Annotated in this window: 9 protein-coding genes and 1 pseudogene; 7 read left to right on the forward strand and 3 right to left on the reverse strand. The window is 59.7% G+C overall.

The window, feature by feature from the left end:
- From AC0IM9_RS19035 to AC0IM9_RS19045, 3 genes and pseudogenes are all read left to right on the forward strand, one after another.
- A pseudogene (locus tag AC0IM9_RS19035) lies at positions 1-105 on the forward strand (IS110 family transposase); the annotation flags it as partial.
- Positions 106-228: 123 nt separating this feature from the next.
- Positions 229-1,536, forward strand: a complete 1,308-nt coding sequence (locus AC0IM9_RS19040; protein ID WP_482805050.1) for a hypothetical protein — start codon at positions 229-231, stop codon at positions 1,534-1,536.
- A 712-nt stretch (positions 1,537-2,248) separates the two neighbouring features.
- Positions 2,249-4,645: a Lon protease family protein gene (locus AC0IM9_RS19045; RefSeq protein ID WP_482805051.1), complete on the forward strand. Its 2,397-nt coding sequence runs from the start codon at positions 2,249-2,251 to the stop codon at positions 4,643-4,645.
- 172 nt (positions 4,646-4,817) lie between these two features.
- On the opposite strand, the gene clcA is transcribed toward AC0IM9_RS19045, so the two are convergent.
- On the reverse strand, positions 4,818-6,092 hold the full coding sequence (clcA, locus tag AC0IM9_RS19050) for a H(+)/Cl(-) exchange transporter ClcA (protein WP_482805052.1): 1,275 nt from the start codon (positions 6,090-6,092) through the stop codon (positions 4,818-4,820).
- A gap of 231 nt (positions 6,093-6,323) precedes the next feature.
- Positions 6,324-7,088 carry a haloacid dehalogenase type II gene (locus AC0IM9_RS19055; RefSeq protein WP_482805053.1) on the reverse strand — a complete coding sequence of 255 codons (765 nt, stop codon included), beginning with the start codon at positions 7,086-7,088 and terminating at the stop codon, positions 6,324-6,326.
- A gap of 498 nt (positions 7,089-7,586) precedes the next feature.
- On the opposite strand from AC0IM9_RS19055, the gene AC0IM9_RS19060 reads away from it, so the two are divergent.
- The 4 genes from AC0IM9_RS19060 to AC0IM9_RS19075 all read left to right on the forward strand — a co-directional run bounded on the left by AC0IM9_RS19060 (position 7,587) and on the right by AC0IM9_RS19075 (position 11,992).
- Entirely contained in the window at positions 7,587-8,309 is a 723-nt protein-coding gene (locus AC0IM9_RS19060; protein WP_482805054.1) for a response regulator transcription factor, read from the forward strand.
- Positions 8,306-10,063, forward strand: coding sequence for a sensor histidine kinase (locus AC0IM9_RS19065; RefSeq protein ID WP_482805055.1), 1,758 nt, complete (start codon positions 8,306-8,308; stop codon positions 10,061-10,063). Before AC0IM9_RS19060 ends, AC0IM9_RS19065 begins: the two co-directional genes overlap by 4 nt.
- A gap of 91 nt (positions 10,064-10,154) precedes the next feature.
- Positions 10,155-11,375: a hypothetical protein gene (locus AC0IM9_RS19070; protein WP_482805056.1), complete on the forward strand. Its 1,221-nt coding sequence runs from the start codon at positions 10,155-10,157 to the stop codon at positions 11,373-11,375.
- Between the two features lie 32 nt (positions 11,376-11,407).
- Positions 11,408-11,992 (forward strand): methylamine utilization protein, encoded by a 585-nt coding sequence (locus AC0IM9_RS19075; RefSeq protein ID WP_482805057.1) that lies wholly within the window; start codon positions 11,408-11,410, stop codon positions 11,990-11,992.
- 131 nt (positions 11,993-12,123) lie between these two features.
- Here the strand turns inward: AC0IM9_RS19075 and AC0IM9_RS19080 are convergent, their stop codons facing one another.
- Positions 12,124-12,951 carry a spondin domain-containing protein gene (locus AC0IM9_RS19080; protein ID WP_482805058.1) on the reverse strand — a complete coding sequence of 276 codons (828 nt, stop codon included), beginning with the start codon at positions 12,949-12,951 and terminating at the stop codon, positions 12,124-12,126.
- Positions 12,952-13,100 lie beyond the last annotated feature (149 nt).

The following is a 13,100-nucleotide window of genomic DNA, read 5'->3' on the forward strand; positions in this document are numbered from 1 at the left end:
AACGGCAAGCTCATCGTCTGCGCCGCCATGCGTAAGCTCATTCATCTGGCTTTCGCTATCTTGAAATCCGGTAAACCTTTTGATCCTAATTTTTCCCTTGCATGAGCGGGTTTAAGACGGTATCTACGTGGCTAAAGCAGTCTGCGTACGATTGGCGATAGCATAATCGTACGCATAAGGTCATTTAGCATACGCTCCGATTACGCTATCAGCACAGGATTACACATAATGACGCCCAAAATTGGTATCTATGGTTTTGACTCAGCATGGACCGACAACCCTAAGCAACCGGGTAGTATCTCTGCGTTAATGGGTGGCGACGAAAACTGGGTGTTTCATGCTCCGAGGCTTGCGCGTTTTGACGAGGCACTCTCATTTATTCTTACCCATCCGGCCCAAAAGCAAATCATTGCCTTAGATCAACCGACCATAGTTAACAATGCCTCGGGCATTCGTCCAGTCGAGCGTATCGCCGGGAGTATCGTCAATAAGCTTGGCGGAGGAGTTCAACCTGCGAATCAGGGACGAACTAATATGTTTGATGCTGCGGCCCCGGTTTGGCGGTTTATTCAATCTCTGCAAGCGATTCAAAATCCGTTTGCCGCTCGATCAGAAATTCAAGGGCGTTTTTTGATAGAGGTATTTCCCGCTCTTGCCATCCCCTCTCTAGTGCCAAATATCTGGCAACGTGCTCGTGCAGCCAAGTACAACCCAGGACTGGCAGCAAAATTTCAGTTGGCTGATTGGCAACTTCTATGTGCTGGACTGATTGAGTGCGCATTGGATTGTGGCTTACCTGCAATGGCCGAATATTTACGAAAAGAGCAAATCAAACCCACTCCTAGCAAGTCGGATCAAGATCGGCTCGATAGCGCCATTTGCACTCTGATTGGGTTTCACTGGCTAAAATCAGGATCGGCCACAAATTGTGTGATTGGGGATGAGCGTCATGGTTTTATGGTGACACCAGCACTACCTGGCATTCAATCGATTTTGGAACGTGCCGCCGCTGAGAAATCGGTTCCATTCAATAAGCCAGCGGGGTTTAGCGCAACAATTCTTTCTACAAGCACCGCATTTATCCCCAACACCCGCCAACCAACACCAATCAAAAACTTTAAACCAATGACTGCAGTGGCACAGGGCAAACCATCAGATAAATCAAGCAATACCCAGTTAAGTTTTAGCTACGATGCGGTGTACCTGATGTTAATTGAAGCCGCGAATGCTAGACGCATTTTGACTTATGGTGACGTATTTGAACCTTTTAGTATCAAAGCTAACTCTTTTTCCGTGAATGGTCGATTAAGGCCAATACTGAACCGAATTGTTCTGCAAAACCAGCAAAGACGAGAGCCTTTGCTTGCCTCGCTGGTGGTTGCAAAAACCACTGGTATTGCTGGTGACGGCTTTTTTCAACATCTAGGTTCTGGGCCATTCACCGATGCCGACAAAAAACGACTATTGAAAATTGAGCAGGAAAAAGTTTTCGATTTCGATTGGTCTTCTGCGGAATCCAAAACTTTGAACGACTAGTTTCGGTACTTCAACCAACTAACTATCTATTAACGCCTTAAAGCGCAATTCGTAGGGCATCAATAGGCGTAGCCGTATTGCGCCGCATGTTGGCATTAAAACATTCGGCGCATTACGCTATCGCTTATGCGCCATACAAAACTCCGTACATATTAGCTGGGTTTAAACTTCGCGGCGGGGTTTTCTCCCGTATGCCGCGCCGAGCACCGAAGGGTTTGAACGGATTTGCCCGTTAGGGGCGTCGCAGGGATGCGGTGCGTTTTACGCATGGGCTGGTAAGCCCCTTCGGAAAACCCCGTTCAAACCCTTCGGCGCGCAGGAAACAAGCGGCATCCGGGTGTCTTTTCTTTTGGATTCTCTTCTTTGGACAAGCACAAATTCGTCTGGAACGAATTTGAACAGCCGATAGGCTGGCCCGCAGGGCGAAAACCAGGGATGGTTTTCGTAGCGAAAGTATCGCGGCTGCCGGTCCGCGAACCGGCATCAAACAACCGTCGCGACAGCGACACCAAATTTAACCCATCCACCAAACCGGCAACCCCGCAACCACCGCCACCGGAAACCCCACACCCCACCTCCATTCCGTTTGACCTGAATCGGCATATCCTGCAACATGCTCCGGCCCGGATCGCTACACTATTCTGCCGGACCGGAACTCGAATCCATAGATCGACACCAACGCCGCGCCAAGACCGGATGGGGAACACAGGCCATGACCATCAAACCGCTAGAGCCGTCGCAACTATATAAACCGTGCCAGCTGGAGCAGTTCAGCTTTACCACCACCGACGAACTGGACGATGTCGATACGCTGCTGGGGCAGGACCGGGCCGTGGCCGCGATCAAGTTCGGCCTGCGCATCGACAAGAGTGGTTACAACATCTTCGCGCTGGCGCCGGACGGCACCGGCAAAATGACCACGATCAAACAACTGGCCGAGCACGAGGCCTGCCGGCAACCGCCGCCGGCGGATTGGTGTTACGTGCATAACTTCAGCCAGCCGACCAAGCCCAAGGCGATCCGGCTGGAGCCCGGCGAGGGCAAGGGCTTTCAGGACGATATGGCCGAGTTGATCGACGAACTCAGCGTCGGCATCCCGGCCGCCTTCGACGGCGACGAGTACCGCTCGCGCGCCGGCGAGCTGGAAAACGAATCGCGCCAACGCGAGCAGGAAGCCATCAACCAGTTGCGCGAGGAAGCCGAACAAGCCCACATCATTTTCACCGAGGCCCCGAACGGCTACGCCTTCCTGCCGGCCGACGACAACAACGAGCCCTACACCCCGGACCAATTCAACAAGCTGGACAAGGAGCGTCAGCACCAATTTCACGACACGGTCTTGGATTTGCAGGAAAAGGTACAGGATGCGCTGAAGAAATTTCCGCAATGGCGCAAGCAAACCAAGCGCAAGATCCAGGCCTTGAATCGGGAAGTCGCCGAACTGGCCGTGCACCATTCCATCGACGAATTAAAGCAAAAATACGCCAAAAACCAGGCGGTGCAGGAGTATCTGTGCGCGGTGCAGCAGGACATCATCGACCATGTCCGCGACTTCATGCCCCACAGCGAGAAGGTGCTTTCGTTCATGGAATTGCCGCAGGAACCGGCGCCGTTCAAGCGCTACCGGGTCAACCTGATGGTGAGCTTGAACCACAAACGCTGCGCGCCGGTGGTGTGCGAGGATTTGCCCAATTACGCCAACCTGCTCGGCCGCATCGACCATCAGGCGCAAATGGGCTCGCTGGTCACCGACTTCACGATGATCAAGCCCGGCGCGTTTCATAAGGCCAACGGCGGCTATCTGATCCTGGACGCCCGCAAATTGCTGCTGCAACCCTACGCCTGGGAAACCCTGAAACGCACGCTGCAAGCCGGCGAGATCCGCATCGAATCGTTGGAACGGGCGCTGAGCCTGATCAGCACCACCTCGTTGGAACCGGAACCGATTCCTTTGGACGTCAAGGTTTTGCTGTTAGGCGAGCCGATGCTGTATTACCTGCTGAATTTCTACGATCCGGAATTCGCCGATTATTTTAAGGTCGCTGCCGATTTCGCCAGCCATATCGACCGCGAACACAACACGCTGGAATACGCCCGCTTGCTGGCCACCATCGCCCGCCGCGAAAAACTGCGGCCGTTGAGCCGGCCGGCCGTGGCGCGCATCATCGAACACAGCGCGCGGCTGGCCGACGACTCGGAGAAGCTGCTGACCCATCTGCGCAGCATCCGCGACCTGTTGGCCGAAGCCGACTATTGGGCCGCCGAAAACGGCCATACCGCGATCGCCAACAGCGACGTGCAGCAAGCCATCGACCAGAAAAACCACCGGCTGGATCAACTGCGCGAGCGGCTGTACGAAACCATCCGCCGCGGCACGATCATGATCGCCACCGAAGGCCGCGTCGCCGGCCAGATCAACGGCCTGTCGGTGTTGCAACTGGGCGAATTCAGCTTCGGCCAGCCGTCGCGGATCACGGCGACGACGCGGATGGGTAGCGGCAAGGTGGTCGACATCGAACGCGAAACCGAACTGGGCGGCGCGATCCATTCCAAGGGCGTGCTGATCTTGTCCAGCTTCATCGCCGCCCGTTACGCCCGCAACAGCCCGTTCTCGCTGTCCGCCAGCCTGGTGTTCGAGCAATCCTACGGCCACGTCGAAGGCGACAGCGCGTCGCTGGCGGAGTTGTGCGCGATCCTGTCGTCTTTGGCGCAAGTGCCGCTGCGCCAGGATCTGGCGATGACCGGTTCCGTCAACCAACTCGGCCAGGTGCAACCGATTGGCGGCGTCAACGAAAAAATCGAAGGCTTTTTCGACATCTGCGCCGCCCGCGGTCTGAGCGGCAGCCAGGGCGTGATCATTCCGGCCAGCAACGTGCCGCATCTGATGCTGCGCTGGGACGTGGTCCACGCCGCCCAGGCCGGGCAATTTCATATTTATCCGGTCACGACGGTCGACGGAGCGATGGAATTGTTGAGCGGCATCGAAGTCGGCACCGCCGACGCCAGCGGCGCCTATCCGCCCGACTCGTTCAACGGCCGCATCGACGCCCAATTAAAGCAATTCACCAATACGATCAAAGAGTTCGGCAGCAAAGGCGACGGCAAATAGTTTACGGGCCGCACCGACCCGGTCAGAGCGAAGGGGGATCGCCTTCGATCGTTTCCGGCGGCAACTCGGCAACCACCTCCGGCAACCGACGAGACAGGCCGGCCAATAGCGAATCAATCGATCCGGTAGGATTCCACGCCCCCTTCGTGAAAATCAAGCTACCAACGCTGAATCAACGCCGGCCGCCGGCGCTCTTCATCAGCGCACCGTATATCGGCGAGGTTTTCAACCAGCCGGCAATCAGCAGCGCCATGAAACAAGCGACGAACAAAGGCAGGATCAGCGCATAATTGCCGGTCAATTCAATAATCAGCACGATCGCCGTCAGCGGCGCCTGCAGCACGCCGGTAAAAAACGCGGCCATACCGACCGTTGCAAACAGGCGCGGATCGACCGGGTTGTCCAATAATGGACCGATAAGCAAACTGCAAGCCCAGCCCAGCAAGGCCCCCAGCGCCAATACCGGCATGAAGATGCCGCCGGCGGCGCCGGAGTTTGCGCTGGCTACGGTCAAACCGAAACGAATCGACCAATAGGCCAGGACAATCTGCAACGCAAACCCGTCCCGGTTCAGCAGTTGGTCGATCAAGGCCTGGCCGCCGCCCAGCAGCAAAGGACTACGGAACGCCGTGAACGTCACCAGCCCGGCCAGCATCGCCCACCACAGCCAACGCCGCCAACCGCGCAGATCGGCCAGCGAGCGACCGCGCAGCATCAGGTAATTGAATAATGCGCCGAACAGCCCGGCGCAAACGCCCAGCGGCAAAAATGCACTGAGTTGGGTTAAGGCCGGTGCGGGGGTGAACGGAATCTGAAACGTCGCGTCCTGGCCCAACAACGCTCGGCAAACCATATCGGCGGACAAACAAGCCACGGCCGCCACGAAAAATTCCAACGTAGAACAACGCCTGTCCAATTCTTCCAAAACGAAGGTCAGACCGGATAACGGCGCATTGAAAGCGGCCGCCAAACCGGCGCCGCCGCCGGCCGCCAACAAAATGGCGGAATCCCGCGGGCATCTCCCCGCCCCAAGTTGGGACAAGCCCTGCCCTATTGCCGCTCCCATCTGCACGCTAGGGCCGCCTCGCCCCAAAATCAGGCCGGCGCTGTTGCCCAGCCAGGTACTGAAGAATTTGACAAATAGAATACGAACCCAACGCAGCCGCCGGTTAGCCGCCAAATCCGCTTTCAATTGGGGAACGCCGCTGCCGGCCGTTTCCGGCGCCAGCAAACTTACCGTGCCGGCGGCAACAGCGATTGCGGCCAAAGCGATACCGAACAGAACGACGATACCCAACGCGTGCCGGCCTGCAACGTGGGCCAGGAATTGCTGACGGTAGGCTTCACCGCCATCCAGAGACAAGCGAAAACAGACTGCAATGAAACCGGCGCAGACCCCCACCGCCAGGGCCTGCGGCAGCATTCGGTGTCGATGCGCATCGGCCACACCAATCGTTTGTCGGTTTGAATGTTCGATACGCCCTCCCAATTTAAGTCGATTGACATGCCGGCCGATTCTAACGAACCCGCTAATTTTGAGGCAAACAATGTTTGCCTCAAAATATCAACCGGACACACGCCAAGTGCTATCCAATTGATTTTTATAAACTAATCCGAAAGCAAGGGGTTACGATAACGATATTGGTTGGCTATGAACCGGCTGACGGGGACTGCCGACTCAAGCCGAATGTGTAACGAAAACAGCCAGCTCGTGCAGAGTGATCCCGGTGGCGTCGGCGGCCGCGCCCAGATTTTCCAGCGGCGCCTGTACCCGATTCACCCAGAAAGTCGGATAACCGAAGGCTTTGGCCCCGGCCGCATCCCAGCCGCCGAACGCGGCGAAGGCGATTTGTGCGCGCGGCAGTTCGAAGGCGTCTACCCCCATTTGATAGGCGCGCGGGTCCGGTTTGAAGGCGCGGACCCGGTCGGTGCTCAGATGCGCGTCGAAAATCCCCTCCAGGCCGGCATGCTTGACGCAGGCGTCCAGCATCGCTGCCGTGAAATTGGATAAAAACGCCAGCCGCAGGCCGGCGGCCTTCATTTGCAGCAAGGCGTGTTTCGCATCCGGCCAAGGTTCCAACGTCAGAAAGCTTTGCAGCAAGCGGTCGCGTTTTTCGCCGCTTGGCTCCAGATGATGTTGGCGGACCGCAAAGTCCAAAGCTTCCGCGGTGACTTGCCAAAAATCGACGTAATTTCCCATCAAGGTACGCAGCCACGTGTATTCGAACTGGCGGGTGCGCCAGGTTTGCACCAGGGCCTGACCTTGGCCGGGAAACAGGCTTTCGGCCAAGGCCGCGATCGGCCGCGGATCGAATACGGTAAAGCCGTCGAAGGCGACGGCTTTAATACCGGTCGCCGCTTCGGCCCGGACCGGGTTCGGCAACATCAGGCCGGCGGCAACGCTACCGGAAACGGTCAGAAATTCGCGGCGGTTCATCGGCATTGTAGTTCTCCAAAATCACAATTTAAAAGGCCCGTATATACCGGTTCGCCTTTATGCCATTGGTTAGGGCGACCGAAAAACAACATCACATAAGGCTGCGGCAGGCTCAGGCTTTATGCCGCAGAAGGTACCAACGGAATACCAGTGATAACCGGAGCCTTTTAAAAAAACGATTTCAGATATGTCCGTCAAGCAGCAAGCACCCGTCTAACCTAACACCCGTTCGGCACACAGTCATTGTCCCGAATGAATTTGACGTTTTTGTGATCAGCCGACCGCCGCCAAGCGGCCGATTGTCTGCAGAGCCCGCCCGCCCAAATTGCGGTATTTACCGCTGGCGGACGCGATCGGCGATAACGACCGGGCAACGGCCAAGCCCAGCCTGGGCCTAATCGGCCAAATCTCACGGAGTTATCACGCCGCCGCGAAACTTTCGTGAATGGCGCTAATACGGCGCTTGGCCGATAATCGGCATTATTTTGAACCAAGCCACCGCCGATGCCGCCCACCAAACACCTATTATTGGTTGAAGACGATCCCGACATCGCCGGGCTGCTGGCCGCCAATCTGCGCGACGAAGGCTACGATGTGGACTTGGCGGCCGACGGCGACGCGGCGCTGACGGCAATCGCCGGCAAGCCTTACGACTTGTTGTTATTGGACGTGATGCTGCCCGGCGTCGATGGCCTGGAAATTTGCCGGCGGGTGCGGGCCGAGCCGGTGTATACCCCAATCATCATCGTCAGTTCCAAATCCAGCGAGGTGCAGCGCGTGGTCGGCCTGGAAATGGGCGCCGACGACTACATCGTCAAGCCGTTCGCCTTGGCCGAGGTGGTCGCCCGAGTTCGCGCGCTGTTGCGCCGAGTCGAAGCCTTGAGCCGGCCGGCCGCCGAGCAAACCGACACCGTCATCGTCGGCCACGGCTTGCGGATCGATGCGCAAAGCCGCACGGTGCTATTGGACGGCCAGCCGCTGGCGCTGACCGCCCGCGAATTCGACTTGCTGCATTTTTTCGCTCGCCATCCCGGCCGGATGTTCACCCGGCTGGAACTGCTGAATCAGGTCTGGGGCTATAGCCACGACGGCTACGAACATACCGTCAATTCCCACATCAACCGGCTGCGCGCCAAAATCGAGACCGATCCGGCCAAACCGGCGCGAATCCTGACGGTGTGGGGCGTCGGCTACAAATTCGCCGGTCCTGACGACCTCGGCGCATGACGCTCAGCTTCCAAAGCCGCATCGCTTTGCTGTTCGCTGCGTTGTTCGTCGCGGTGCAAGCCTTGACGGTGGCCTGCATTTACGTCGCGGTGCGGGACAATCTGCTACGCCAGCTTGATCAGGATTTGCGCTACGCCGAACAAGCTTTCCGCCAGTTGCTGGTCGAGCGCGCCGAACGGGTAGCCGGCGAGACCGGCTTGCTGGTCGCCGATTTCGGTTTTCGCAGTACCTTGACCGGCGGCGATCCGGCCACGATCGCCTCAGCTCTGGAAAACCTGCTGCTGCGCGTCCGTGCCCGGCGCGGATTTTTCATCGATCCGCAATTCAACGTCGTCGCCGACAGCGCCGGCCAATGGCAGGGCCGGCCGTTTCCCTATCCGCAAGCCTTGGCGCGTGCCGACGGCAACAATCCGGCGGTGTGGTTCGGCGTCACGGACGGCCGCTTGCAGGAATGGGCGTTGGTGCCGGTGCTGGCGCCGCTGCCGGTAGGTTGGGTCGCGGTGGCGCAGGCGGTCGACGAGTCGCGCATCGCCCAGTTTCGGCAGAATTCACTCTTGCCCTTGCAAATCGGCTTGGCCGAACTGAATACCGACGGCGACCGCTTGTTGGCCGGCTCCGCGCCGGACGCGGCCCTGGCTTTGCTGAACAGCGGCGCCGACCGGACGCTGGCAGCCACGGTCGATACCGCTCAGGGCCGTTATCTCGGCCGCATCCTGCCCTTACCGGCCGCCGACCCGACGCAAGGCATCGTCGCCTTGCTGCAAATCAAATTCACCGACGCCTTCGCCGGTTATCGCCGAATGTTGTTGCTGGCGGCCGGCGTGTTGGTGCTCGGCCTGTTGGCAACGCTGGCCGGCAGCGTCGTGATCGCCCGCAATCTGTCGCGGCCGCTGCGGGCCTTGGCCGGGGCCGGCGAACGGGTAGTCAACGGCGACTTCGCCGCTTCCGCACTCACCGGCCGGAGCGACGAACTGGGCCGGCTGGCCGACACCTTCGTTCGCGCCGCGCAACTGGCCGGCCAATTGGGCGAATTGCGCCAGAAAGATCAGGAACGGCGCGAGCTGGTGGCGACCATGTCGCATGATTTGCGCACACCGCTGGCCGCGTTGCGCGGCTTTCTGGAAACGATGCAGCGCAAGGCCGATACCTTGCCGGCCAACGAGCAGCAGCATTTTCTGGACACTGCGTTGCGCCAGACCGAAAAAGTCAGCCGGCTGGCGCAGGAATTGTTCGAACTGGCCAAGCTGGAATGCGACGACGCCAGCCTGAGTCCGGAGCCGTTCAATCTGGCCGAATTGCTGCAAGACGTCGCCCAAAAATACCGCTTGCAAGCCGAGCAGCGCGGCCTGACCTTGCAAGCCGAATTACGTCCGGCGCTACCGGCGGTGGTTGCCGACATCGGCCTGATCGAACGCCTGCTGACCAATCTGATCGACAACGCGCTGCGCCATACGCCAACCGGCGGTACGGTAAGGCTGGACGCCTGGCCGGCGGACGGCCGCGTCGCTGTCTCGGTTGCCGATACCGGTATCGGAATTTCCCCGGAATACTTGCCGACCTTGTGCGATTGGGACTCGCCGCTGGCCCGGCGCGCCCGCGCCGACGGCGGCGGCTTCGGTTTGATCGTGGTCGGCAAGATCGCCCAATTGCACGGCAGCCGCTTGGACGTGGACAGTACGCTCGGCGTCGGCAGCGAATTTCGCTTCGATTTGCCGCTGGCGGATATGGCGCGCGACGCCGGCAGCAAGCACTAAACCGGCGACGTTTTCCGTGATCCGGCTTTCCTCGATTAGGTCAACGCCGCTCAAATGGGACAGCGGGGTTTCATCGCGGCTGAAGCTGTCTTTGACCTTACTCGCTGTTGCCGGCTTGCCAATCTGCCAAGCCGACGACGGCCAATTTCCGGAATTGACCTGGCACGGCCTGCTGGACCTGCGCTACCAGCACAGCGACGCCGCGCCCGGCGAGCTGGAACACGGCCTGGGCAAATTGCGGGCAGGCGGCGAGCGCGACCGCTGGCGGGTCAACGAAGCCGCCGCCACCTTGCAGGTGCGCTTAGATTGGGACTGGCTGGTCAACGCCACCGTCAAATACGCCGACCGCCAATCGGCGCCGCTGGATTTGACCGAAGCCTATCTGGCCTACCGGCCGATCGGCGCCGCCGGCTGGCGTTTGGCCGGCAGGTTGGGCATGTTCTTTCCGCCGATTTCGCTGGAGAACACCGGCACCGCCTGGAGCAGCCCTTACACCTTGAGTTCTTCGACCATCAACGCCTGGGTCGGCCAGGAATTACGCGCCTTCGGCGGCGAACTGCGCCTGGATTACCAAACCGAGGCCGGCAACAGACTGGGCGTGTTCGGCGCCGGTCTGGCCAACAACGACACCGCCGGCCTGATGCTGGCCTGGCGCGGCTGGAGCCTGCACGACTTCGAATCGACCTTGACCGGCCGCTTGCGCCTGCCGGACGGCATCGGCATTCCGGCCTTGTTTCCAAAGCAGGCGAACGCCAGCCAAACCTTCGTCGAAGTCGACCGCCGGCCCGGCTTTTACGCCGGCATCGCCGCCGAACGGCCACAGCGCTATACCTTGCGCGCACTGTATTACGACAACAACGCCGACCCGGCGGCGCTGTCGGCCGGCCAATACGGCTGGCACACCCGTTTCTGGAGCCTGGGCGCCAAGGCCGAATTGCCATGGGAAATCACGCTGATCAGTCAAGGGATGCGCGGACGCACCAGCATGGGCGACTTGATCGACGACTTGCGTGCGGTCGATGTCGGCTTTTGGTCGGCAAGCTGGCTGCTGAGCCGGCCATTGGGCGACGGCCGCTTCAGCGTGCGTTACGAGCGCTTCGGCAGCGACGAACGCGACTACCTGCCGCAAGACCGCAACGGCGAACACGGCCAGGCCTGGACCGTCAATTACAACCTGACCTTCTCCCAGCGCCATCAATTCAACCTCGAATTCAGCCGCATTTTCAGCGCGCGGCCGGCCCGATTGGAGCGCGGCGAAGCGGCATATCAGGAGGAGACGCTGTGGCAAGTCGGCTACCGGCTGTTTTTTTAACGGCGTGGGCGGCAGTGGCGCCGGCCGCGGAATTGACGGGCACAGCCGAAGCCGGCGGCCTGCCGCTAGCCAATCTGGTGGTGGCGGCACAAGCGCTGGAAGAAGCCGGCCGGGTCAAGGCCGCGCCGCCGCCGGCAGCAATGGCGCTGGACCAGAAAAGCCGCGAATTCATCCCCCACCTGTTGGCGGTGCGTAGCGGCACGCCGGTGTATTTTCCGAACAGCGATGCCATCAAGCACCACGTCTATTCGTTTTCGCCGGCCAAGCGTTTCGAGATCAAACTTTACAGCGGCGTGCCGCGCGAGCCGGTGATATTCGGTCAACCCGGCATCGTCGCGCTGGGCTGCAACATCCACGATTGGATGCTGGGTTACGTCTACGTCAGCGATGCGGATTATCTGGCGGTTGCCGATGCCGACGGCCACTGGCGTTTGGACCTGCCGAACGGTCGTTACCGATTGACTTTCTGGCACCCGGACGCCGCCGAGCAGCCGGCCGATCAGGTCGTGACCGTGCCGGCCGGAGAATTGTCTGTCCGATTGGAAATGAAAGCCCGCTTCCAGACCGGCAAGCCGCCGGCCAGTTTGCAAGATCAAGGTTATGGCGATGGGTTTTAGAACGGCGTGCAAATCCGGAATTGCACGCCAAATCTAGCCCGCATGGCTGACGACGGAAAACGAGGGGAATTGAGTTTTCCGACCGCCAACGCCACTGCAGGCCTAGCTTGTTGTAGGGCGAACCGCTAACCTCAAGCCGGCAAAGCCGAAACCGGCGAACGGCGGCGTAGCCAACCCAGCAACGGTAAGGCGCTGCCGAACAACCAGGCCGCTGCCGGTACCGGCACTTGCGACACCGCGCTGATTTGCAGCAGCGGCGTGTTGGCGCCGGGCAGGTCGGTAAAGTTGTAACCGGCCGGGGTTGCTAAGCCGGCGTAAACCGCGAAGTCGTGGTTGGCTTGAATCGTGCCGTTTTGCGCCGGGCTGTCCAGCGCATTGGAACCCACCAGAAAGGCCGCGCCGGTGGTGCCGTCCAGTTCGGTGCCGGCATCCCAAATGCTGCTGCCGTTCTCGACGAAGGTGCCGCCGGTGAAATGGCCCTGGGCGTCGAACAATTCGATTTCGGTCGGCGAGTCATTGCCGACGAAACGGTCGTTGGACGGCACTAACATCGAAAAATAGCTCAGGTAGCGATTCTTTACCGGGTCCAGATTCAAGGTGATGCTGCCGCTGGCACCGGGCAGGAAAATGCCGGGGCCGAAGGCGTTGACCGACGCGGTCACCATCGCGCTGGTGCCGCCGGCCGCCGCCGCACCGCTGGCCGCGAACGCCGAGGACAGACCACTAACGTTACCCAATTCGGCAACCGCTTCGATGGCCGCAGATGCGGTGGTGCCGACGTCGAAGGCGTCGAACGAGCCGTCGTGCAAGGCAATGAAGAACGGACTCAAGGCCGGCCCGTTGGCACCCGACAAATTGCTGAAACTCAGCGTGACTTGCGCCGCCTCAGCGGAACTCAATGGCGCCGCGCCGGCCGCCAACAACAGCGCCGACAGCGCGAAAGCATGGTTTTTTTGCATCGTGATTCTCCTTAATGTGAATGCCAAATGGCGCGGCCATTGTGCAAACGGAAACATCACGAAATCCTCACCGGGCGGTCATATCGGCGTGAGATGTAGAACTGGTAATCGGGTCCGACTCAGAATGTAACCCTGGATCATGTCGGTTC

The organism is Methylomonas sp. Uni0011 (assembly GCF_056850255.1).